This is a genomic window from Dyadobacter sp. 3J3 (assembly GCF_009801115.1).
Classification (GTDB): domain Bacteria; phylum Bacteroidota; class Bacteroidia; order Cytophagales; family Spirosomataceae; genus Dyadobacter.
The window spans coordinates 515,865-538,535 of record NZ_VTOL01000004.1 but is presented as its reverse complement, the minus strand read 5'-3'; the positions used below and the strand labels follow the sequence as shown (position 1 = coordinate 538,535).

The following is a 22,671-nucleotide window of genomic DNA, read 5'->3' as shown; positions in this document are numbered from 1 at the left end:
ATATTTTTGCGGACACTCTTAAACCAGCTTTGCATGTCACTTCTTAAAGCCGCTATTATTGGTGGTGGCCATATTGCGGATCAAAATCATATTCCCGCGTTAAAAAAGTTATCCGATCAGGTTAAAATTGTTGCTGTTTGTGGTCGTGATATTGATAAAACACGCTTGATGGCCGATCAGCATGGGATTCCTGGTGCTTTTGATGATATTGAAAACATGTTTTCCGAATTTGATGTAGATCTTGTCATTAATTGCACACCCAATAACCTGCATTACGATTATACGATGCAGGCGCTTAAAAATGGCTGTCACGTGTTATGTGAAAAGCCACCGGCAATGACAGCCGCACAGGCCCGCGAAATGGCTGATCTGGCAAAGGAAAAAGGAAAGATATTGGCTTATAATTTTCAGCGCAGGCAAACTTCGGAATATCTACTTTTGAAAAAATGTCAGATTGAAGGACAATTAGGAGAAGTTTATCATATCAAAGCCAATTATCTGCGCCGGAGAGGCATTCCGGGCTGGGGAAATTTCACCAATAAAACGATCCAAGGCGGTGGTGCATTAATTGATCTTGGTGTCCATATACTGGATTTAGCGCTAGGAATGATGGACTACAAGATACCGGATAAAATAGCTGGTAATATGTACGATTTTATCGGTAAAACTGGTGGAAAGGGATTAAAAGGACAATGGGATCCTGTCAAATTCGACGTTGAAGACGCTTGTTTTGCTTACCTGACTTTTCCCGGTAACAAAAGTATTGCGCTTTCCTGTTCTTTTGCACTAAATCAAAAAGAAGAAGAAATCATCAACCTGGAAGTTTTTGGTAGTAAAGCCGGAGCTGTTTTAAATCCATTTTCACTTCACACAGAAGTAGCAGGAGAATTGGCGGATATAAAATTCCCTTTTCTGGAAGAAACAGATGTTCAACTTAAAAACACAACCGCTTTTATTGATGCGATTTCGGGAAAAGAAACCAATATTTGTCTGGGTGAAGAAGGTGCCGTTTTACAGGAAATCGTTGAAAAAATATATTTGAGGGCAGGATTGTAATTTTAATCAAAAAAAGAAAAGCTCTGGAATCATAACTGATATCAGAGCTTTTCCTTTTTTTGATTATTTCGGTGCGCTGCACCTTTAAATCACTTTAAGCATATTATTATTTCTACAAGTATTATGCCGCTCTGCGGCTATACCAACAAGCTGATTACTTTGCAGTAGCCATAACCATTTTTATATCTTGTTTCGCGCCAACTTCAAGTACATCAACAAGATCCTGAACGGCAAGATTTTTATCTACACGAAGCACAATCGTACGATCCTCAACACCGGCAAATAAAGTTTGCAACTGGGTTTCCAACTGATCGAATGGAATGGGTTCTTTATCAATATAATAAACCTTTTTATCGTCAATGGATAAGGTGATCTGTTTTTTGTACATCTGCTGTGTCGCAGATGCTTTTGGCAGCATCAGTTTGATGACATTCGGATTTGACATGGTTGAAATGATCAAAAAGAACAACATCAGGAAAAACATAATATCGCTGAGTGAGCTTGTAAACACCTCAGGGGCAAACCTGCTCTTTCGACGTATCTTCATATTTTAAGTATCAATGGGTAAATGAGATGAATGCGTGACTCATTCCGGACATCTTATTTCGACGAAACCGGTTTTTGAAGCACATCAAGGAAATCTGATGCAGCTACCTGAAGTCTTAATGCAAAACGGTCGATCTTCATGTTCAACAAGTGATAACCTGCATAGGCAAGCAAACCAATAATCAAACCGGAACCGGACGTAATCATTTTCTCATACATACCACTTGCAATTGTACTGATATTAAAATCATTACTTACCGAAATATCATAGAAAATACGAATGATCCCGGAAATTGTACCCACAAATCCAAGCATAGGCGCGATACCCGCAATTACCCCCAAATAGCCCAGATTACCTTCCATACGCTGAATTTCAATCTGACTTGCAGTTTCAATGGATGTCTCAATATCCTTAATCGGATAACCGATACGCCCAATAGCGCGTTCGAAAATCCTTCCGGCAGCATTGCGTTGATTACGGCAAGATGATTCTGCCGATTTAAGATTTCCCTGCTGGATAAAATCCTTCACGTTATCTACAAACTGAGAATCGATATTTCCATTTGAACCTATTCCAAGATAACGCTCAATGACGATAAATAAAGTGGCAACAAAAAGCAGCCCCAATGGGATCATTACTATTCCCCCTTTTCCTAAAAGGTCAATAACAGATAGTCCCTGCGCAGCGGCAGGGGCAGCCAAAGTAGAGTCAGCAAGTGCTTGTAGAAGCATCATATGAATGGTGAAAAGTGATTGGTTATGCTAATGTAAAAGGGATCAAGTCCGTATAAAAACAACCTTGACAATAAACGGAGCAAGCTGCCCCTTATTGTTTAAAGGGCAAATATAGAAAAATTACTCTTCGGGAGTACCCCATCCTTCTTTTACATTGTCAGTTCCTTCATATAAATCTGACAATTGTAAAGTAGCATCAATGGAGCGGATCGTAATAGAATCTGATAATTTATAAGCATCCTCTGCAAGTAACCAGTGATTATCTTCGGTTCTTCTAAAAATTTCTACGCCTACATTGATAGAATTGACTAAAACATATTCTCTCAGGCTGTCAATGTCCCTGTAAAACCGAAATTTATCCCCACGATCATAAGACCCGGTACTTTCTGATAAAACTTCTATAATGACAGTAGGATTGATAATTGTATTCTTATCCTTTTCGGCGTATTGATTTGGTCCACAGACTACTACGATATCCGGATAGCTATACAGTGAATTTGCTGGAATATGTATTCTTTGATCGCTTGAATAGCTGCGGCAGGATTTTCTCCTTTTAAGACTATTATAAATCTCCCCAGAAAGATTTTCCTTAATCCGGTTATGATTTGGTGTACCACCAGCCATCATGAATATTTCTCCTCTGAAATATTCACTTTTATAATCTGACTTTTCTTCTAAAACGAGATAGTCTTCCTCCGAATAATGTATAGTTTGTGTGACAGCTGACATATAATTCAATGTGTTTTAACAAAAATAACAAAATATACATAGAAACACAGTTTACATCAGCGCAGAACGTTCATTTACAAATCTTTATATGTAACCTATATTAACTTTGAAGTCCGCAAGGAAAAAGCACTTATGATTATTAATGCTTTGCTTATATATAAATAGTTACAATCTGAAATGACACAAAAAATTATCGTTGGCCTTTTTTAAAGAAATTCATGTTTCCGATATAGCTATTTTTTAAATTTCATTGAACAGAAATTTATAGCTAAAATCAATGATTATAAGCATTGGTGATTACCTTTACCCAAAATATGATCACACGTATTTACATATTGATTTCAATATTTTGAAAAGCCCTAAAAAACAATGGATCTCCCTTGGGTTATTAGGCCTCATGCTTATCAAAGTGTGGGTGATACCGCTTTTATATCTGGATTTTGAAATTCGCCGGGACTATATCGTTAAAAATCTGTGCATTAACCGGGAGCGTCCATTGATGCTTTGTAACGGCAAATGTTATCTCGCAAAAAAAATGGCAGCCCTGGACGAACAGGAAAAACGCCAGGCAGAAAGTGACTATATGACCAAATTACTGGATCATGTGATGGATTCCCGGCAGCTTGCTTTTATCCCTTTCTCAGTTTCGTATAAAATTCGTAAAATTCTTTTATTCAACTACACTTCGCCGCCTCCCGCACGAATTGCCGTGGATGACATTTTTCACCCACCCGCTTAGGCTACAACTTCATACAAATTTAATCCGCATAACTGCTATTACATGCGGCTATGCCCTTTATTCTTATTTGTTTTAATATCTGATATATTATATATCCGGTTTTGGAAGGTATCACAATCAATCTGCCATACGTCTTATCGGTGGATATTATTTTGACCCTAAATAAGTGCGTTCCCTTATAGCATCAATTTTGCTGTTTTCAATTATGCTACCCACGTTTAGTCCGTGGGGAACAATCGCGTATTTCAATTTGAACCGGGATTACATTGCCAAAATTTTATGTGAGAACCGTGACAAACCAAAGCTGCATTGTAATGGCAAATGTTACCTGGCCAAAATATTAAAACAGCAGCAGGACAAACAAAATAAAGAAACAACGGAACGGGTACAAAATCTGCCCATTTTGCAATTGTTTTCAAACCAAATACCGGTTTTCGACTTTACAGATGAAGCAATACCTGATCTCTTACTAAGGAATAATTTCAGATACCGGCTACAATTTTACACTTCTCCCCGCTTCGGCATTTTACGCCCTCCAAAAGGATGTTGAACAGCTTTTATTGTCTCAAAAGTTAGCACTGAGATGATAAAAAACTTTTCATTTTATGCAGTACCAGAATCCCTCGCGGGAATATTGTACCCTTATTTCTTACATCCGAAAGTCAATCATTTCAGAAATGAAACAAAAAATATTACTGGCAATAACAGTCGTTTTATTACTCGCAGTCAATTCCTTTGCACAAAATACAACAGGAAAAGTATTTGACGCGCAAACCAAAGAACCCATTATCGGCGCAACGGTTCAAACATCCGTTGGCGGAACAACAACGAATCATGTCGGAAGCTTTATATTACCGAATTTGCCGGAAACCAGCATTTTAACAATTTCGAGCGTCGGATATAACACAATTAAAGTCGCTGTAAAAAACAACCAACCACTAAGGATTGCTCTTGAACCGGCCGTTGAAAATCTTCAATCCGTCATTGTAACGGGAAACAGAGAAGCAAGTTTACGGACAGAATCGCCTATTGCGATTTCAAAACTAACGCCGAAAATGATTGAAGAAGCAAAGGCCACAGCAATGGTTGAACTGATCAATAAAGTCCCGGGCGTCATGATGGTGAACCTGGGAAATGAGCAGCATTCAATGTCCATCCGACAGCCTTTTACAACCAATGCTTATTTTCTTTACATGGAAGATGGCATCCCGATTCGACCGATGGGCGTTTTTAACCATAATTCCATTTTAGAATTTAATCAATTTGCGATCAGTTCTATTGAAGTTGTGAAAGGCCCGGTTTCATCGATTTACGGTCCGGAAGCTGTGGGTGGCGCAATCAATTATATCACACAAAGACCAACTTCGGTTCCGACTGCAAAAATTGGAATTCAGGCTGACCAGTGGGGATACCGCCGGTTACAATATGGCGCCGGTGGAACGGTTGGAAAATTCGGAGTGTATGTTGGCGGTTTTACTTCCAAACAAACCAATAGCTGGATGAAAAATTCAGACTACGACAAAAATTCGATTAATACGCGTCTGGAATATCAATTCACGCCTTCTTCCCGCTTAATCTACACTTTTGCATATAGCTATTATGATTCCCAGACCAGCGGAAGTGTCGACAGTACCGCCTTTTATTCGCGCCAATACGTAAGCACTACCGATTTTACATATCGGAAATCAAAAGCGCTGCGCACAAGACTGACTTATGAAAAAGACTGGAATAATGGGTCACAAACTTTTGTGACAGCATTTGCCAGAAAAAATGAGCATGGTCAGAATCCAAGTTATGGTATCAAATGGGTAAGCGGACAAGCGACTGCAAAGGGAGAAATTAATTCCAGCAATTTCAAGAGCATCGGATTGATCGCACAGCATAGCCAGCGGTTTAACTTTATGAATTCCAAACTGATTGCCGGAACAGTACTGGATTTTTCACCATCCACTTATTGGTCGTACCAGATTGACCTGGCAGCGCAGTTAAGAGCCGATAAGAAATCGGTTGAAAAATATACCATTGTAAAGGAACGCCCGGATATACGTAATTCGGATTATCAAGCTGACATAAAGAATTCGGCACTTTATGCACAATATGATTTTGAACCTGTCTCAAAACTTCGCTTTTCTGCCGGACTTCCTTACGACCGGATGGCATTTAACTATACCAATTATCTTGACAGCACGTCTGGGAATAAATCGTACAGTCAGTTTACACCAAAAATCGGAGTTACTTATGATTTAGGAAAAGGTAAAGGATTGTATGCCAATTATTCCCGTGGCTTTTCACCTCCCGGTTTGACATCCATTTTCAGAAAACGTACCACACCGCTTCCAAACGGGGATTTGTTCTATTACAATCTTCAACCGGCACAATTTAACAATGCTGAAATCGGCGGATGGGCTTCTATGCTGGAAAACCAGGTCTATCTCGACGTAGCATTTTACCAAATGAATGGAAGGAACGAGCTTTTAAATGTTCGTCTGCCAGATAATTCTTACGATTATCAATCCGCCGGAAAAACGCTTCACCGAGGTATTGAATTTGGCCTTACTTACAAACCAAGCAAAGAATATTTCTTCCGTTTTGGCGGTACAACGGCGATTCACCGCTATGAAGAATTTATTTTGAGTAACCGTGAAGCCGATGCGATCAAAAATGTAAATGGTAAGGATATGCCTTCATCACCTCGCTGGATCTGGAACTCCGAGTTTACCTATTACCCAAACTGGTTCAAAAACTTCCGGGCTTCCATGGAATGGCAGCATGTGGCGGGTTATTATCAAAATCAGGTCAATACAGTTCGTTATGAAGGTTATAATGTTTTGAATTTCAGGGTTGGCTACCATTGGAAAGCCATTGAAGTTTTTACCAATATTCTTAACCTGACCGATGTCCTATATGCCACAAATGCGACACGAGGAAATAATGCCACCGACAGAACAACCTACAATGCAGCCGCTCCCCGGACTTTCATTATGGGCATTCAATACAATTTCAACGGTAAACGATAATCACCATGGAAAACAAATCAAAGATTTTGTCTTTTCAGGCAGATTCTGCTATAAATAATATCTCTCAACAGGATTCTTTCAACAAAAAGGTTAACAAATTAATACGGAGAAATATTTATCGCTGGCACAGAATTCTGGGACTGATGGCGATTGTACCTACCATTTTCTGGACAGCCTCGGGTATTATGCACCCGTTCATGTCTCATTGGTTCAAGGTTTCAATACCTAATGAGTTTTATAAATCGGAGATGGTAGACAATCAAAGTTTAAAACTTTCACTGCCTCAGGTTTTGGATCAAAATAACCTATTGTCTTTCAAAAACTTTCGACTGGTGAAGTTTGACAACAATAATTATTACCAGGTAAAAGATGCCAAAAACAACCTGCATTATTATAACACCGCCACTGGAAAAGAACTAGCTGACGGCGATAAAAAATTTGCTGAAAACATGGCACGTTTTATGCTCAGCGACCAGAAATCCAAAATTAATTCGATTACTTATCTTACTGAATTTACAGATCAGTATAAATTCGTGAATAGGTTTTTACCGGTTTACAAAGTCAGCTTTGACCGGGCCGATAAAATGGATGTGTATGTCGAAACCGGCCAAAGTCGTTTTGCTACATTTAACGACTCGGGCAGAAAAATATTTATCTGGGTTTTCAGCACTTTCCATGACTGGGGTTTTATGGATATGATTGCCAATAATTCCGTCAGGATTATTGCGATGTTATTTTTCCTTGGTATTATCGTTTTCTCAGCCGTAGCAGGTTTGGTTATTTATGGTTTGATGTGGAAAAAATTCAAGCAGGCCAAACGTGGAAATTCAAAGAGTTTATTAAGAAAATATCACCGTTCCATCGGACTTTGGTCAAGTATTGTGACTTTCACTTTTGCATTTTCAGGCGCCTATCACGCCATTCAGAAGTTCACACCGGATGAACGTTTAAAATTTGTTTACGAGCCGATCATCAGGACGGATAAAATTGAAAAAGCAGCGATGATTGATCTTAGCGGCATTTCTAATATCTCGCTTGCCAAATGGGGAGAAAATATTTTCTGGCAAATCACCAGAAAAGATGAAGAGACCAACACAACAAAAGTTGATTATGTACATATTGAGAATGGAAAACTACTCCCAGATGGCAACTTTAAATATGCCAGGTTTTTAGCAAACAGATTTTCGAGTATGGAAAATAGTAGTGCGGAAGCCTGCTGTGCGGAAATGGAGACAAGTTCAAATTCTACAATTTCCGAGGCTTCTATTCTGGATACAAAACTGATCACGAAATTTGCCGGAGAATATGGCTTTGTAAATAAACGCCTGCCTGTTGTAAAACTTTCCTACGATACACCGGATCACATCGCATACTATATCGAAACAACGACCGGCAGACTTTCCACAAAAGTTAATGACGGTGCACGAAAAGAAGGTTTCAGTTTCGCGTTTTTACACAAATTCAGTTATCTGGATTTTCTAGGTAAAAATATGCGGGATGGTATCATGACGGCCGCCGCTATGAGCGTTTTACTTATCAGCATTCTGGGACTTCTTATTTTTATAAAAATCAAATAATTTAAAAGTCAGCGGGATAACGATAAAATTATCCCGCTGACTTTTAAGGATGTGTTTAAGATTATAAAATATTTTATTTTCCAGCCCCTGTGACTTAACAGATATTTCTTTGTCTAAACCCGGAAAGTAAACCATTTATATTCTCTATCTCAAAATTATGAATTACGACCTTATCAAGGCTCAGATCATTGCCACGGCATCCGAGTATGGCGGCAAAATTTTATTAGCAATCCTGGTTCTTATCATAGGACGGATTGTTATTGGAAAAATCACTTCAATGGTAAGTGGATTAATGGATAAACGGCACGTTGACCGTGATGTTCAGCCATTCCTGAATTCACTGATCAGTGTGATGCTGAATGTAATGCTTCTTTTAAGTATTGCAGGGATTCTGGGCATTCAAACTACGTCTTTTGTTGCAGTACTTGGAGCAGCCAGTTTGGCCGTTGGTTTTGCCTTGCAGGGTAGTCTGGGTAATTTTGCGGGAGGCGTTTTAATTCTCATTTTCAAACCATACCGGGTTGGGGATTTGATTAATGCACAAGGATTTACAGGTGTGGTAGAAGCAATCCAGATTTTTAATACAATCCTGGTCACTGTTGATAACAAAACGATTATTCTTCCAAACGGAGCATTATCGACAGCGCCGATTACTAATATTTCAACAAAAGGAAAAATACGGGTTGATATGGTTTTTGCAGCCGGCAGTCAAAATGGTGTGGATGCGATCAGAGCATCAATCAGAAAAGTTACAAATGCCTGTCCAACTGCTTTGAAAGATGTTGAACATGATATTTTAGTTACGAAATTAACGGAAAACGCAATTTTCTTTGACGTGCGTGTCTGGACACTAAGTGAAAATTACTGGGATACCTATTACTATGTAAATGAGGGAATCAGCAAACAATATGCAGCAGATGGAATTGGCGCACCAAAACCAGCTGAGCTAAGTGTGGCACTAAAACAATGACATTTCATCAATTATATAAGTAAAAATCGAATAAAATGATGGAGTACGGGAATGAACTTTCCTGTACTCCTCTTTTTATTTATACCTTTGTGAATTATTTCAATTCAAGTTCCGATCTCATCCATACCAATTTATGTTTGAAAACTTACAGGATAAGCTAAACAATGCCTTTCGTACTTTAAAAGGGAAGGATCGCATTTCTGATATAAACGTTGCCGCTACTACAAAAGAGGTTCGTAAAGCGTTGGTTGATGCCGACGTAAATTTTAAGATTGCAAAAGATATTACAGACCGGATCAGAGAAAAAGCACTGGACCGGAAAATATTGATATCCGTAGAACCGGGTCAGATGTTCGTCAAAATTGTTCAGGAAGAACTTACTGAATTAATGGGCGGGCAAGCGGAAGGAATCAACATCAAGGGAGATCCTGCTGTTATTCTGATTGCAGGTTTGCAAGGTTCCGGTAAAACGACTTTCTCCGGAAAATTGTCTGCATTGTTGAAAAAACAAGGCAGACAAGTACTTCTGGTAGCCTGCGACGTGTATCGTCCTGCTGCGATTGACCAGTTGAAAGTTCTTGGAGAGCAAGTTGGTGTTGAGGTTTATTCTGAACCAGATAATAAAAGCGCGGTTGAAATTGCTACTAACGCAGTTGCTTACGCAAGAAAAATCGGTAAGAAAATTGTCATCGTCGATACAGCCGGTCGTTTGGCTGTGGATGAGGTGATGATGCAGGAAGTGGAAGATATCAAGTCTGCCGTAAAACCTTCCGAAATTCTTTTCGTTGTGGATTCCATGACGGGGCAGGATGCTGTAAATACTGCCAAAACTTTCAACGAACGCTTGAATTTTGATGGTGTTGTACTTACCAAATTAGATGGTGACGCCCGCGGTGGTGCGGCCCTTTCGATCCGTCAGATTGTTGATAAGCCTATTAAATACATCAGTACTGGGGAAAAAATGGAAGCCCTTGATTCCTTTTACCCTGATCGTATGGCGAGCAGGATTCTTGGGATGGGTGATGTTATTTCTTTGGTTGAACGTGCGCAACAGGCATTTGACGAAGATGAAGCAAAGCGCATCAACGCAAAAATGCGTCAGAACAAATTTGATTTCGACGACTTTTTGGGCCAGCTTCAGCAGATCAAGAAAATGGGTAATGTGAAAGATCTGATCGGTATGATTCCTGGAATGGGAACTGCCATGAAAGATGTGAACATTGACAACGAATCATTCAAACCGATTGAAGCTATTATTCAATCGATGACAAAAAAGGAACGTGAAAATCCCGATTTGATCGATGGAAGTCGCAAAAAACGTATTGCAACGGGTAGCGGAACCTCAATTTTGCAGGTAAATAATCTTTTGAAGCAGTTCGATGAAATGCGTAAGATGATGAAGAAAATGAATACGATGCAGGCAGCCGGAAAAATGAGCAAAGCATTACGCCGCTAATCTCATTTTAATACTGTAAAGCATTTAATTTTCAACATCAATTTTATCCATGAAGCGACTTCTGATCCTGATTGTGTTTTTTTTAGTTTGCGGCCGTGAGGGATTAATGGCGCAAGGATCGGTGGGTTATTATCCCTGGAGTAATTTGTTGACGATAAGTACTAATCCGAGAAAGATATTTTGGGTAGATGGTCGTTTCCAAACAAACTCATTGTTCAGCAGCCTTAGTGTTGATATTCTTCCGATGATTAATTTCAAAAGAGGAGAAATAACACAATGGTATATTGGCGGAGGTGTACGACTAAATCCCTTGTACCGTATCGCTGATTCAAGTGCCGATCTGGTAACGGTGGATGGATATTCTTTGAATGTCGGGGTTCGCATCAAGCCTTTGCCACAAAACCGGAATATTCAACTAGCGCTGGAATTAAATCCTTACGTGAAAGATAAATTTGACAGTGGTGTTTTGAAAAGTCATTTCGGTGTTGTTTATGTTTTCACCAAAAAGAAAAAGAAAATCGAGGACGCGGCGCAGTAAGATTTAAACCGATATTAAGAGAAAGCCTGAATTGAGAGTAAACTCAGTTCAGGCTTTTTCTATTGCACTATACAGAAAATTAATTCCCTCCTCGTCCCGCCTTGTAAGCGTCATACTCAGCCAGAAGTTTGGCGACATCGTCTGCGCCATCGAAATCCAGATTTTCTTCTTTAATCACATATTGCATTTTGTTCTTTTCATCAGAAAGCACTTTCAGAAAACTGTTTCTGTCTTTCAATTGAATCGGATTCAATTTATCTCCTTTCAAAATATAAAGACTTTCTTCTGTCGCTCCGGTTCCTGATTTTTTGAAGTGTTTTAAAAGCTTAGTGTTCCCATCATACAAAACCTGGTAAAAGCTCTTGTCGGTTAATCCGGCAGCTGACGGAAATCCACGTTTAAAAGTATAAAGTGCCGTTCCGGTCGGGATATTAAATTCTGCAATTTCCGGTCCGAGAACATAAGAACTCGAATCATTTTTATAAACAATTTGATCTTTTACAAGGTCATAATTAAGTAAAACACCATCATAGGGTTTCCCTGATTTATCCCGAACCAAACCTCTGTACCATTCCTGGGTAAGGTAAGGTGAATTGTCACTTGTGTACTGAACTTCTTTTATCGGAGTACCCGTGAGCCCGGTGGAATCCTGGGCCTTTGCATTTATTGTAAAAAATAAAGCTGCAATGAATAAAATCCGGTGAACATTTTTCATAAGATGATTTAGTTTATACTGTAAATTTGACTTTTTCAGTGGTATGTTATCTCATTACTTAGATTGAAATCAACAAACAAATTGGTTTATTCCTTTCAATCGCTTAGATTCCCTACCATCTTTATGTACTTTTGCCAAAAAAATTGTACCCGCGCTTTTGAACTTAAACGAACAACTCATCCATATACGCCAAAGCCTGGGAGGAATTGCTCCTGAGATTTTCCTGGCCGTGTTTTTCTGTTTTTTTCTTTTTTCTGAATTAGTTTTATTTAAACAATTCGAAAAAAAGAAAGCCTCCTTTTGGCTTCAAAATCTTGCGTTTGCAGGAAGCCTGATAGCACTTACCCTTGTTTTGGGACAATGGAATGATAAACCTTCATTCCGGTTTCATCCGTTATTATTCCTGGATCATCAGGCGGTGTTTTTTAAAGTAATGATCATTCTGGCCTGGATTTTTTCTCTTATCCATGTACGGATCTTAAAATACGATTTCCCTCCTGAATTTAACGCCTTACTCATCGCGACTGTTACCGGACTAAATCTGCTGACAATGTCCACTCATTTGCTGACGATTTATCTGTCTCTTGAACTTATCTCGATCAGCAGTTATCTTTTGGTAGCGATTTCTCCGTATAAAAAAGCGGCAGAAGGTGGATTGAAATATTTACTTTTTGGTGCTGCAAGTTCCGCAGTCATGCTTTATGGAATTTCGCTGATCTACGGACTTACCGGAACCATGGATATTACAAGTGAAGCAATAACGGCAGGTTTGATGAATAATTCGAATCTGGTTATTAGCGCTTCGATTTTGATGACGCTGGCTGGCTTACTGTTTAAATTATCTCTTGTTCCATTCCACGTTTGGACGCCTGATGTTTATGAAGCCGCTCCTACTCCCCTGGTTTCATTTCTTTCCGTGGCTCCAAAAGCAGCCGTTATTCTGGTTTTAATGCGTTTGGCGTCTGTATTACCAGCGCAATATTTCCCGATACTGGGCGGGATTGCTTTGATCAGTATCACAATTGGAAATGTGGCTGCTTTGTGGCAGACGAATGCAAGACGATTATTGGCTTATTCTTCGATTGCACAAGCAGGATATTTATTAGTTGGTGTTGCATCTTATAGCCGCTTTGGGTTCGAAACAGCTGTTTTTTATACTGCATCTTATCTCGTTGTAAATATGGCAGCGTTCTTTTTGATCGATTTATTGCAGCCAAAATCAACAACCGAATTATCGGCATTTGAAGGTTTAGGAAAACAAAACATGTGGATTTCTGGTGCCCTGACAGTCGTTATGATTGCTCTGGCCGGATTACCGCCAACCGTAGGTTTCACAGCAAAATGGCTGATATTTTCTGCACTTTGGGATAGTTATCACGACCAGGGATTTCCATGGATGTTATGGCTGATGATCGGAGGAATTTTAAATGCAGCCGTTGCACTGGCTTATTATCTGAGATTGCCTTATCTATTATTTTTCAAAAATTCGAATTTGCCGAGCTCCTCACCAGATGAATCTGTTGTTGGAAAAATCATTGCCGGTATTTTTCTGGCAGCAGTGATTTTATTATTTTTCAATCCTGAATGGATTATGGGCTGGATTTCTGCTTTTTGATAAGTACCATGCATAAAAGCGACTCATGCCTATTTCTGTTTTTGAAGCATATCTTCCGGGATAGGATGTTGTTTCAAAAAATCAATCGCATTTTGTTTTTTATTTAAAAGAAATGGATCATTAGAAATATCAGAAATTCCTTTATCAACCTTATTTTCAGGTAAAACGATTTTCTTGATGCTAGTTTGATTCTTCATAATCAATACTTTTTAATTTATCTCCCAACAGCCCTAACCTTAAAACCATCTTTCCTCAACAAAGCAATAACCCCCTTTTCACCTCCTAAATGCGCTGCACCAACGGCGATGAAAGTCGGTTTTTCATGCACGATTTTATCAATACGTTTAATCCAGTTTTGGTTACGCTGAAAAAGCATTACTTCATCCTGGCCGTCCATTCCAAATTCGCTTTTTAGCGTCAGGTTATATAAACTTTGTAAATCCTGCTTTTTGTATAACTCAACCAGATCATGAAATTCCGTTTTTGTTTCCGGTAATTTGTCGATCATGGCAAGCAGCATTTCCGCTTGTCGATCATAGGGAATGGTATCAAAAATAGCCATTTGCTCTTCAATTGTTTCAAGACCAATAACCTCCGACTTTTGTTTTGCCGCCAAACCCATCAATGAAATTTCGTAGGATTGCGGCTCACAGCCTAGTATTTTATTAAACATTGGCCCCATCATCATAAAAGGTTTTGCTCTCCCAAATGACGTTATGCTCATCCCCAGCGAGTCTTTATAAAATTGGCTCAGCTGTGAATATTGTTTTTCAGTCAGTATTCCCTGCAACGTTTTTCCATCAGCCATAAACATTGTTTTTGTCATGGCACCCATTAATCCCGGGTCATCCATATCAATTTCCAATGCTAGCTGCTGCGTTTTTGATACAGCACTTTTCAGGGAATCACTAAGTGAAAAATCAGCTGGACAGATCAGATGTATAGTCCCAAAAAGATAAGAAGGTTTGGTAAGTCCTTTTCCGGAAATCTCCCAAAGCAATGAATTTTCCTTAGGTGCATTTTGAGCCAAAACAATTCCGGTCAATAAAAGAAGACCAATAATGAACGATCCGATTTTCATTTGAAAACGATTAAATAATGGATGGGTAGCAAAAACAAAGAGACGCAAAGTTTTGGATATTCCTTGCGTCTCTTTGTTGTAATTTTTTCAAACCTATTCTTTATGACTGTCGACCTTAATCCGCTCTTCACGGTTTGCCAACTCCCAAGCCGTGTAAAATACCAGCTTTACAATTGGTGCCTGTTTATCAAACATGATTTTTTCTACATCATCACCGGGGCGGTGATAATCTTCATGAACGCCTGTGAAGTAGAAAATCACAGGAATATTTTTCTTTGCAAAATTGTAATGATCAGAACGGTAATAGAAACGGTTCGGATCTTTTGGATCGTTGAAAGTATAATCCAGTTTATAGTTTACATATTTCTTATTCGCCTCTTCGCTGATTGTATGCAGCTCAGACGATAATTTATCAGCACCGATCACGTAAACATATTTCGGATCATTTTTGTGTGCCTCATCCACACGACCGATCATATCAATATTCAAATCAGCAATCGTATTGGCAAGTGGAAGCAACGGATTTTCTGAATAATATTCCGAACCAAAAAGTCCTTTTTCTTCCCCTGTAACATTCAAAAACAAAATACTTCTTCTTGGACCTTTTCCATCCGCTTTTGCTTTGCTGAATGCTTCAGCAATTTCAACAATAGAAACTGTTCCCGATCCGTCATCATCAGCGCCGTTATTAATTTCACCATTTGCCGAAATTCCAATATGATCCAGGTGGGCAGAAATCACCAAAACCTCATCTTTCTTATCCGTGCCTTCCATAAATCCGGCAACATTTTCGGTATTAACGATTTCTGTAACTCGCTCTGCTTTGAAAGAAGCCTTACCAGTCAAAGCCTTTGCAGTGGATTTATTTCCTTTGTCCAGCTCCGATTTAATCTTGCTCAACTTTTGAGATGATGTTTTCAACAAAGAATATGCCATTTCCGGCATAATCACAAAAGATGCTATGCCATTGGGAGATTCCTGAACCGGTTTCAAAGTCGGAGAACTGAATCTTCTGGCCATTACCGAGCGCTGGCGGATTTCCTTATCAAGGTCATCTCCACTTTTATCCGTAAGTATAAATACATATTTCGCACCCTTCGCCTGTGCCAGTTTTACTTTTTGCTGCCAGGAAAGCGGTCCGCTCCATTTCGTTTTTTCAGTAGTACCGTTCAGAAGATATTTTCCGTCTTCTGATTTAGGTTCGCCTTCAAAAACAATAACAGATTTACCATTTACATCAAGATTCGCGTAGTCACTGTAACTACCTTCCTCAATGCCATAACCAGCCAGAACAACCGGCGTTTCAGTTTCCTCAGGAATGCTTAACAAGCCGTTAAGATAGAAATCCTTATTGAAGGTGTATTTTTTACCGTCAATTTTTACAAAAACATCGCCATAGGTTCTTTTGTATAACTTATATTTTTGAAGATATGATTTTGCTCCGTCGCCATTATCTGCAATTGGCTCTAAACCATACGATTTGAAATATTTAGAAACATATTCTGCCGCTTTCTTTTGTCCCGGTGAACCCGTATCCCGGCCCTCCAAGCTATCAGACGCAATAATGACCAGATGTTTTTTAAGATCCTGTGGGGTAATACTTTCGGCATATTTTGTCGCATCATCCTGCGCATAGCTCAAAGTCGTGAGCATCAGGAACATTCCTGCGAGTATGTTTTTGTTCATAGTGGGAATTAGAAAAGAAATAGAATTCGTGCAAAGAAAACAAAGACATGGACGAAAGCCAAATTCTTGTTATGCTTATGAATTTTTAAACATATTTTGATGTTACCTCTATCGGCTACTTGATTGTTTTCTAACTTTCAAGCTCTTAATTTTAAGGTAATTAAATTACAACACACACTAAAAATAAAGTAATGCCAGAAATTAGCCGTTTCCTGGGGATTATTATCAGAATGTTTTTTGACGATCATAATCCTCCTCATTTTCATGCAGAATTTCAGGATTTTAAAGCAATTATCGATATAAAAAGTGCCGATCTGCTTGAAGGATATTTACCAGCCAAACAGCTAAAACTCGTTCAGACCTGGGCTGGTATTCACGAAAAAGAATTATTGGAGAATTTTATAAATCTGGGAAAAGAATTAAAATCCTGGAATAAAATCGAACCGTTGCATTAATTATGCTCTACTACATTAAACAAATACTATCTGTTCAGGATTATAACATTTCCTGTTTATTTAACACTGGAGAAGTTCGGACGGTTGATCTGAATAGTATAATTGAAAAGTATAAAAAAATAAATGACGGGCTAATTAGCCATCTTGCAAATAAAGAATATTTTAAATCCGTACAACTCGATTCTTACGGCACATTAACCTGGGAAAACGGTGTGGATTTCGATCCGGATAATCTCTATAATATGTCTTATCCTGAAATAGCAACCATCTAATATTTTTATTAATTTTTTGCACTTCTCTCAGCCCAAATGGCGTTTTTGAATTGTTAACAATAAAAAAATTGTAAATTACTGTTATTCAGCGAAAAAACTCCTTATCTTTGCACCTTATTTCAGAAAGTTCAGCAAGAACACAGCATAGCGGCGAGCCAGGGGGCACCTATTACTGTGCCTGCTGTTAACCGTAAACAATTGACTCATAAAACAATGCAATCCATTCGTAACATCGCAATCATTGCGCACGTTGACCACGGTAAAACAACATTGGTCGACAAAATCATTCATGCTTCGAAGCTTTTTCGTGAAAACCAGGAATTCGGTGATCTGATTCTTGACAACAATGATCTTGAGCGCGAACGTGGTATTACTATCGTTTCGAAAAACGTTTCGGTACGTTACAAAGACTACAAAATCAATGTTATTGACACACCAGGTCACGCCGATTTCGGTGGAGAAGTGGAACGTGTACTTAAAATGGCTGACGGTGTTTTGTTACTCGTGGATGCATTTGAAGGTCCTATGCCTCAAACGCGTTTCGTTTTAACAAAAGCGATTCAGCTTGGTTTGAAACCAATCGTTGTTGTTAACAAAGTTGATAAAGAAAACTGTCGCCCTGAAGAAGTTCAGGAAAGCGTTTTTGACTTGATGTTTAACTTGGGCGCAACAGAAGACCAATTAGATTTTACAACCGTTTACGGTTCGTCAAAACAAGGATGGATGGGTCCTGACTGGAAAACTCCTACGGACAACATTACTTACTTGCTGGATACTATTATCGAACAAATTCCTGCTGCTATTATCCATCCGGGTACTCCGCAGATGCAGATTACGTCTCTTGACTACAATGCATTCGTTGGTCGTATCGCTATCGGACGTGTATTGCGCGGAACTTTGAAAGAAGGTGCTAACATGTCTCTTTGTAAAGCAGACGGTGTTATCAAAAAAGTAAAAATCAAAGAACTTCAGGTTTTTGAAGGACTTGGAAGAGTGAAAGTAAGTGAAGTTGAAGCAGGTGATATTTGCGCTGTAACAGGTATTGAAGATTTCGAAATCGGAGATACTTTGGCAGATGCTGAAAACCCTGAAGCACTTCCACGTATTTCTGTTGATGAGCCAACATTGAACATGTTGTTCACAATCAACAACTCGCCTTTCTATGGTAAAGAAGGTAAGTTTGTAACATCTCGTCACTTACGTGATCGTTTGATGAAAGAAACTGAGAAAAACCTTGCACTTCGTGTTGAGTCAACAGATACTGAAGATAAATTCCTGGTATTTGGACGTGGTATTCTTCACTTGTCAGTTTTGATCGAAACGATGCGTCGTGAGGGTTATGAATTGCAAGTTGGACAGCCTCAGGTTCTTTTCAAAACAGACGAAAACGGACAACGTCTTGAACCAATTGAAACATTGGTAGTGGACGTTCCTGAATCTTCTTCGGGTAAAGTAATTGAATTAGCCAGCCAACGTAAAGGTGAACTTTTGATTATGGAACCAAAAGGTGATTTGCAGCATTTGGAATTCGAAATTCCTTCTCGCGGATTAATCGGTCTTCGTTCTAACTTGCTTACTGCAACACAAGGAGAAGCTACAATGACACACCGTTTCAAAAGTTTTGAGCCGTTCCGCGGACCAATTCCAGGACGTAACAGTGGATCAATTATCTCGAAAAATACAGGAGCTGCAACCGGTTACACAATTGATAAATTGCAGGATCGCGGACGTTTCTTCGTTGAACCAGGTGAAGAAATTTATGCAGGTCAGGTAATTGGAGAACATACTCGTCCAAATGATATCGTTGTAAACTTGCAGGAAGCGAAGAAATTAACCAACATGCGTGCTTCTGGTACGGATGACGGACTTCGTATCGTTCCAAAAATTAATTTCTCTCTGGAGGAATCAATGGAATATATCCAGAAAGACGAATATCTTGAAGTAACTCCGCAAAGCATGCGTATGCGGAAAATATATCTTGAAGAAAACGATCGTAAACGTTTCGGTGCTAAAATCGAAATGGTTTAGTCAGATCGCTGAATCAAAATTTTTATTGAAAAAGGAGCACAAATTTGTGCTCCTTTTTTTGTTTTTTTTCATTCTCAATTTTCATATAAACCATATGAAATATTTGGAAAGAGCGCATTATGCAGTGTCATCGTTTCAATATTGTGAAAAAGTATAAAATAATATTTTTAAGGCAATATTTTATACATTTTCAAGATTGAACAGGTTTTATTTTTAATATGTTGAAAACGCGTATGTTTGTATTATCAAACGATAAGAATTCATTAACATACTTGTTATCAGATTATTAATTTAACATTGAAATGGCATATATAGAACCGGCTCCAATTAAGGATAAGGAAAATCCGTTGGAGTCTATGATGCAGCGATTTGACAAAGCAGTAGAACTTTTAGGCATTTCTGATGAGATGTATCATATTTTGAAAGTTCCGCGCAAGCAGGTTACCGTAGGAATTCCTGTCACGATGGATTCCGGCAAAATAAAAGTTTTTGAAGGATACCGGGTGATTCACTCGACGATCCTTGGTCCGAGTAAAGGCGGTATCCGTTTTGACCCGGATGTGAACATTGATGAAGTTCGTGCACTTGCTGCGTGGATGACCTGGAAATGTGCCGTAGTGGATATTCCTTATGGTGGTGCAAAAGGTGGCGTAGCTTGTAACCCACGCGAAATGTCTGCTGGTGAAATGGAGCGTTTAATGCGCGGTTACACCTTGGCTTTACTCGATGTTTTCGGACCCGATCAGGATATTCCTGCACCCGATATGGGAACTGGACCAAGAGAAATGGCCTGGCTGATGGATGAATATTCCAAAGCTAAAGGTATGACTGTACAGGCAGTTGTTACTGGCAAGCCGCTCGTTTTAGGCGGTTCTTTGGGACGTACAGAAGCCACAGGACGTGGTGTCATGGTATCCGCATTAGCTGGTATGGAAAAATTACGCATCAATCCTTACAGAGCAACAGCCGTTGTTCAGGGTTTTGGAAATGTGGGCTCACACGCTGCGTCTTTATTACGCGAAAGAGGTGTCAGCATTCACGCGATCAGCGATATTTCCGGAGCTTACTATAATGATAAAGGAATTGATATTGCAGCGGCAATGGCTTACCGTGACGCAAACAAAGGTTCTCTGGAAGGATTTACCGGTGCAGAACTAATTTCGGGAGACGAGATATTTTCTCTACCAGTTGATTTGCTTGTTCCTGCTGCAAAAGAAGACGTGATCACCCGTAGAAATGTAGAAAGTATTCAAGCCAAAATGATTGTGGAAGGTGCCAACGGACCAACTTCTTTCAAGGCTGATGATATTATCAACGATAAAGGAATTATGGTTGTACCGGATATTTTAGCGAATGCTGGAGGTGTTACCGTTTCTTATTTTGAATGGGTACAAAACCGTATCGGATATAAATGGACCTTGGAACGTGTGAACCGCCGTACCGACCGGATTATGAAAGATGCGTTTGATAAGGTTTATGAAGTTTCGCTGAAATATAAAGTCTCACTTAGAATTGCTGCTTATATCGTTGCAATTGATAAAGTGTCGAGTACTTATAAATTCCGTGGGGGATTTTAAGTTTAGTAATTTGTTGACAAAAAGGAGAAAGGCGGACTGTCTTTCTCCTTTTTATTTAAAAGTATAAAAATTTGATTATCAGCAAATTATCGATATATTTCCACAACATTCACCAAACCTCCCCGAATTATGGAAAATGAATTAGCTGAGATCAAAACTTCCATTCAGGAACGCAGCAAAGGAATTCTCATACTTCCACTAATCGTACTAATCTGTACCTTTTCCTTATTTTTCATTACTTCCTATTTATTAATCGCAGGGCTCTCAGTTATTATTTTGTTCTGCATTTTTATGTACAGCAATTATTTTTCGATTTCTAAAATTGCAAAAAATATCCATTTCAATGCTCCCGAAAATAAGGAAGAAATTGACAGCGTCATTAAGCTGATACAAAAAAAAAAGGTTATAACGGTCAATATACTGCCTTATCTTATTTTGTACACCGCACTTGTGTTATGCTGGGCCGGAATTGAAGAGTCTCCTTCCAGATTAATAGAATTTGCTATCATTCAGTTCGTGGTTTTTGCTCTTATTTATATTGATCAGCTTAATAAAAAAAGTAGAAAATACGCTATCCTTCTCGAAAACCTTGAAACGCGGGGAGCTAAGTGATTCATTTCCGAAATCATATATTACCTGAATATTAACAAACCACGTTCTTGTCGGTAAATTGAGATTCATTCCTTTCAGAATGTTAACTTTATCTTTTTATTCGAACAATATTACTGCATTGATTTGCAGACTGAACGTTAATTCCAATTATGTCGCTGAGTCCACGCTTCATTGCCCTCATACTGGCTTTTGTCATTTCCCTGATCACCACAACGTTTTTAGCATTTGTTGATGGCGTCAACAGAAGTATGCTTTTCGTTGTCGCAACCGCATGTTTTATTGCATCCTTTTTTCTGGTTCTTTATACGATTGACATTATTGTTTTCAGGGAAGTAAACAAAATGTACCGTACCATTCACAAGCTTAAAATGAAGGATTTCAATATGGTTCCGCGTAAAAAGCTGATCCAGGAACTGAATCCTCTCAAAACCCTGAATGACGAGATTTTTGTTTACGTTTCTAAAAAACAGAAAGAAATCGACGAACTGAAAAGGCTTGAATTATTCCGCAGAGAATTTCTTGCTGATGTTTCCCACGAATTCAAAACACCGATTTTCGCTGCCCAAGGATTTATCCACACACTTTTAGATGGTGCGATGGATGATGAAAATGTTCGCGAACGTTTTTTGAAAAAAGCGGCAAAAAATCTGGATAGCCTGGATGTACTGGTGAAAGATCTGCTGGTACTTTCTCAAATGGAAACGGGTGATATCAAGATGAATATCGCTCCGGTAGATATGCATCGGCTAAGTCTGAATATTTTCGGGCGATTAGAAAATATCGCGGAAGACCGAAACATAACACTGAAAGTAAAACCAGATGACATGGCCGAAGTCTGGGTAAAAGCAGATCTTGACCGAATTGAACAGGTGATGTTAAATCTTATAGAAAACGCAATTAAATATGGAAATGAAGGCGGAAAAGTGATTGTACATTTTAACAGCGGTAAAAAATTCGTAGAAATTTCTGTACGTGATAACGGTCCGGGTATACCACCGGAACACTTAACCCGTATATTTGAACGATTTTATCGTGTGGATAAAAGCAGGTCCAAAGAACGTGGCGGAACTGGTTTAGGTCTGGCGATCGTGAAACATATTATTAATGCCCACGATACCAAAATCGCCGTGATGTCAAAACCGGATAAAGGAACCACGTTTACCTTTAAGCTTGAAAAAGTTTTCCAGGGTACGACACACGCTGATCACGAAGAATCCTTTATTACACAGACGAATTCTTAATTTTTTACCAACCATAAATTTTTTCC

The 22,671-nt window shown here is 38.9% G+C and carries 22 protein-coding genes; 15 read left to right on the top strand and 7 right to left on the bottom strand.

What is annotated here, in order from left to right; genetic code table 11:
• Positions 1–33: 33 nt before the first annotated feature.
• Positions 34–1,056 (top strand): Gfo/Idh/MocA family protein, encoded by a 1,023-nt coding sequence (locus FZF08_RS11840; protein ID WP_159468961.1) that lies wholly within the window; start codon positions 34–36, stop codon positions 1,054–1,056.
• 154 nt (positions 1,057–1,210) lie between these two features.
• Here the strand turns inward: FZF08_RS11840 and FZF08_RS11835 are convergent, their stop codons facing one another.
• From FZF08_RS11835 to FZF08_RS11825, 3 genes are all read right to left on the bottom strand, one after another.
• Complete coding sequence (locus tag FZF08_RS11835; protein ID WP_137338393.1) at positions 1,211–1,603, bottom strand: biopolymer transporter ExbD; 393 nt, start codon at positions 1,601–1,603, stop codon at positions 1,211–1,213.
• Between the two features lie 53 nt (positions 1,604–1,656).
• Positions 1,657–2,337, bottom strand: coding sequence for a MotA/TolQ/ExbB proton channel family protein (locus tag FZF08_RS11830; protein ID WP_159468959.1), 681 nt, complete (start codon positions 2,335–2,337; stop codon positions 1,657–1,659).
• A 120-nt stretch (positions 2,338–2,457) separates the two neighbouring features.
• The gene (locus tag FZF08_RS11825) at positions 2,458–3,066 is read right to left on the bottom strand and encodes a Uma2 family endonuclease (protein WP_159468957.1); all 609 of its coding nucleotides are present in this window, start codon (positions 3,064–3,066) and stop codon (positions 2,458–2,460) included.
• Positions 3,067–3,343: 277 nt separating this feature from the next.
• On the opposite strand from FZF08_RS11825, the gene FZF08_RS11820 reads away from it, so the two are divergent.
• The 7 genes from FZF08_RS11820 (at position 3,344) to FZF08_RS11790 (ending at position 11,363) form a co-directional block, all read left to right on the top strand.
• A complete protein-coding gene (locus tag FZF08_RS11820; RefSeq protein WP_229216502.1) occupies positions 3,344–3,805 on the top strand; it encodes a hypothetical protein in 462 nt (153 codons plus the stop codon).
• Positions 3,806–4,010: 205 nt separating this feature from the next.
• The gene (locus tag FZF08_RS11815) at positions 4,011–4,355 is read left to right on the top strand and encodes a hypothetical protein (RefSeq protein WP_310590593.1); all 345 of its coding nucleotides are present in this window, start codon (positions 4,011–4,013) and stop codon (positions 4,353–4,355) included.
• 127 nt (positions 4,356–4,482) lie between these two features.
• Positions 4,483–6,822 carry a TonB-dependent receptor gene (locus FZF08_RS11810; RefSeq protein WP_159468952.1) on the top strand — a complete coding sequence of 780 codons (2,340 nt, stop codon included), beginning with the start codon at positions 4,483–4,485 and terminating at the stop codon, positions 6,820–6,822.
• 5 nt (positions 6,823–6,827) lie between these two features.
• Complete coding sequence (locus FZF08_RS11805; protein WP_159468950.1) at positions 6,828–8,399, top strand: PepSY-associated TM helix domain-containing protein; 1,572 nt, start codon at positions 6,828–6,830, stop codon at positions 8,397–8,399.
• 157 nt (positions 8,400–8,556) lie between these two features.
• Complete coding sequence (locus FZF08_RS11800; protein WP_159468949.1) at positions 8,557–9,369, top strand: mechanosensitive ion channel family protein; 813 nt, start codon at positions 8,557–8,559, stop codon at positions 9,367–9,369.
• Positions 9,370–9,502: 133 nt separating this feature from the next.
• Complete coding sequence (gene ffh / locus FZF08_RS11795) at positions 9,503–10,825, top strand: signal recognition particle protein (RefSeq protein WP_159468947.1); 1,323 nt, start codon at positions 9,503–9,505, stop codon at positions 10,823–10,825.
• 49 nt (positions 10,826–10,874) lie between these two features.
• Positions 10,875–11,363 carry a hypothetical protein gene (locus FZF08_RS11790; RefSeq protein WP_159468945.1) on the top strand — a complete coding sequence of 163 codons (489 nt, stop codon included), beginning with the start codon at positions 10,875–10,877 and terminating at the stop codon, positions 11,361–11,363.
• A gap of 79 nt (positions 11,364–11,442) precedes the next feature.
• On the opposite strand, the gene FZF08_RS11785 is transcribed toward FZF08_RS11790, so the two are convergent.
• Positions 11,443–12,078 (bottom strand): hypothetical protein, encoded by a 636-nt coding sequence (locus FZF08_RS11785; RefSeq protein WP_159468943.1) that lies wholly within the window; start codon positions 12,076–12,078, stop codon positions 11,443–11,445.
• 157 nt (positions 12,079–12,235) lie between these two features.
• On the opposite strand from FZF08_RS11785, the gene FZF08_RS11780 reads away from it, so the two are divergent.
• Positions 12,236–13,693: an NADH-quinone oxidoreductase subunit N gene (locus FZF08_RS11780; RefSeq protein WP_159468941.1), complete on the top strand. Its 1,458-nt coding sequence runs from the start codon at positions 12,236–12,238 to the stop codon at positions 13,691–13,693.
• Between the two features lie 29 nt (positions 13,694–13,722).
• Here FZF08_RS11780 and FZF08_RS11775 read toward each other — a convergent pair whose 3' ends face one another.
• The 3 genes from FZF08_RS11775 to FZF08_RS11765 form a co-directional block, all read right to left on the bottom strand.
• Positions 13,723–13,890, bottom strand: a complete 168-nt coding sequence (locus FZF08_RS11775) for a hypothetical protein (protein ID WP_159468939.1) — start codon at positions 13,888–13,890, stop codon at positions 13,723–13,725.
• A 17-nt stretch (positions 13,891–13,907) separates the two neighbouring features.
• The gene (locus FZF08_RS11770; RefSeq protein ID WP_159468937.1) at positions 13,908–14,774 is read right to left on the bottom strand and encodes a TraB/GumN family protein; all 867 of its coding nucleotides are present in this window, start codon (positions 14,772–14,774) and stop codon (positions 13,908–13,910) included.
• A gap of 93 nt (positions 14,775–14,867) precedes the next feature.
• Positions 14,868–16,460: a M28 family peptidase gene (locus FZF08_RS11765; protein ID WP_159468935.1), complete on the bottom strand. Its 1,593-nt coding sequence runs from the start codon at positions 16,458–16,460 to the stop codon at positions 14,868–14,870.
• Between the two features lie 191 nt (positions 16,461–16,651).
• Here FZF08_RS11765 and FZF08_RS11760 point away from each other — a divergent pair, with 191 nt between their 5' ends.
• The 6 genes from FZF08_RS11760 to FZF08_RS11735 all read left to right on the top strand — a co-directional run bounded on the left by FZF08_RS11760 (position 16,652) and on the right by FZF08_RS11735 (position 22,645).
• Positions 16,652–16,915, top strand: coding sequence for a DUF4160 domain-containing protein (locus FZF08_RS11760; RefSeq protein WP_159468933.1), 264 nt, complete (start codon positions 16,652–16,654; stop codon positions 16,913–16,915).
• A gap of 2 nt (positions 16,916–16,917) precedes the next feature.
• On the top strand, positions 16,918–17,187 hold the full coding sequence (locus FZF08_RS11755; protein ID WP_159468931.1) for a DUF2442 domain-containing protein: 270 nt from the start codon (positions 16,918–16,920) through the stop codon (positions 17,185–17,187).
• Between the two features lie 213 nt (positions 17,188–17,400).
• Complete coding sequence (gene typA, locus FZF08_RS11750; RefSeq protein WP_159468929.1) at positions 17,401–19,215, top strand: translational GTPase TypA; 1,815 nt, start codon at positions 17,401–17,403, stop codon at positions 19,213–19,215.
• A gap of 302 nt (positions 19,216–19,517) precedes the next feature.
• Positions 19,518–20,792 (top strand): Glu/Leu/Phe/Val dehydrogenase, encoded by a 1,275-nt coding sequence (locus FZF08_RS11745; protein WP_159468927.1) that lies wholly within the window; start codon positions 19,518–19,520, stop codon positions 20,790–20,792.
• A gap of 129 nt (positions 20,793–20,921) precedes the next feature.
• A complete protein-coding gene (locus FZF08_RS11740) occupies positions 20,922–21,404 on the top strand; it encodes a hypothetical protein (protein ID WP_159468925.1) in 483 nt (160 codons plus the stop codon).
• A gap of 149 nt (positions 21,405–21,553) precedes the next feature.
• On the top strand, positions 21,554–22,645 hold the full coding sequence (locus tag FZF08_RS11735; RefSeq protein ID WP_159468923.1) for a cell wall metabolism sensor histidine kinase WalK: 1,092 nt from the start codon (positions 21,554–21,556) through the stop codon (positions 22,643–22,645).
• Positions 22,646–22,671: the final 26 nt, after the last annotated feature.

Coding starts and splice junctions, on each gene's coding strand:
- FZF08_RS11740 (WP_159468925.1), top strand. CDS start 20,922: ATGGAAAATGAATTAGCTGAGATCAAAACTTCCATTCAGGAACGCAGC.
- FZF08_RS11805 (WP_159468950.1), top strand. CDS start 6,828: ATGGAAAACAAATCAAAGATTTTGTCTTTTCAGGCAGATTCTGCTATA.
- FZF08_RS11830 (WP_159468959.1), bottom strand. CDS start 2,337: ATGATGCTTCTACAAGCACTTGCTGACTCTACTTTGGCTGCCCCTGCC.
- FZF08_RS11735 (WP_159468923.1), top strand. CDS start 21,554: ATGTCGCTGAGTCCACGCTTCATTGCCCTCATACTGGCTTTTGTCATT.
- FZF08_RS11815 (WP_310590593.1), top strand. CDS start 4,011: ATGCTACCCACGTTTAGTCCGTGGGGAACAATCGCGTATTTCAATTTG.
- FZF08_RS11755 (WP_159468931.1), top strand. CDS start 16,918: ATGCTCTACTACATTAAACAAATACTATCTGTTCAGGATTATAACATT.
- FZF08_RS11785 (WP_159468943.1), bottom strand. CDS start 12,078: ATGAAAAATGTTCACCGGATTTTATTCATTGCAGCTTTATTTTTTACA.
- FZF08_RS11775 (WP_159468939.1), bottom strand. CDS start 13,890: ATGAAGAATCAAACTAGCATCAAGAAAATCGTTTTACCTGAAAATAAG.
- FZF08_RS11810 (WP_159468952.1), top strand. CDS start 4,483: ATGAAACAAAAAATATTACTGGCAATAACAGTCGTTTTATTACTCGCA.
- FZF08_RS11760 (WP_159468933.1), top strand. CDS start 16,652: ATGCCAGAAATTAGCCGTTTCCTGGGGATTATTATCAGAATGTTTTTT.
- FZF08_RS11835 (WP_137338393.1), bottom strand. CDS start 1,603: ATGAAGATACGTCGAAAGAGCAGGTTTGCCCCTGAGGTGTTTACAAGC.
- FZF08_RS11840 (WP_159468961.1), top strand. CDS start 34: ATGTCACTTCTTAAAGCCGCTATTATTGGTGGTGGCCATATTGCGGAT.
- FZF08_RS11745 (WP_159468927.1), top strand. CDS start 19,518: ATGGCATATATAGAACCGGCTCCAATTAAGGATAAGGAAAATCCGTTG.
- typA (WP_159468929.1), top strand. CDS start 17,401: ATGCAATCCATTCGTAACATCGCAATCATTGCGCACGTTGACCACGGT.
- FZF08_RS11825 (WP_159468957.1), bottom strand. CDS start 3,066: ATGTCAGCTGTCACACAAACTATACATTATTCGGAGGAAGACTATCTC.
- FZF08_RS11800 (WP_159468949.1), top strand. CDS start 8,557: ATGAATTACGACCTTATCAAGGCTCAGATCATTGCCACGGCATCCGAG.
- FZF08_RS11820 (WP_229216502.1), top strand. CDS start 3,344: ATGATTATAAGCATTGGTGATTACCTTTACCCAAAATATGATCACACG.
- FZF08_RS11770 (WP_159468937.1), bottom strand. CDS start 14,774: ATGAAAATCGGATCGTTCATTATTGGTCTTCTTTTATTGACCGGAATT.
- FZF08_RS11790 (WP_159468945.1), top strand. CDS start 10,875: ATGAAGCGACTTCTGATCCTGATTGTGTTTTTTTTAGTTTGCGGCCGT.
- FZF08_RS11765 (WP_159468935.1), bottom strand. CDS start 16,460: ATGAACAAAAACATACTCGCAGGAATGTTCCTGATGCTCACGACTTTG.
- ffh (WP_159468947.1), top strand. CDS start 9,503: ATGTTTGAAAACTTACAGGATAAGCTAAACAATGCCTTTCGTACTTTA.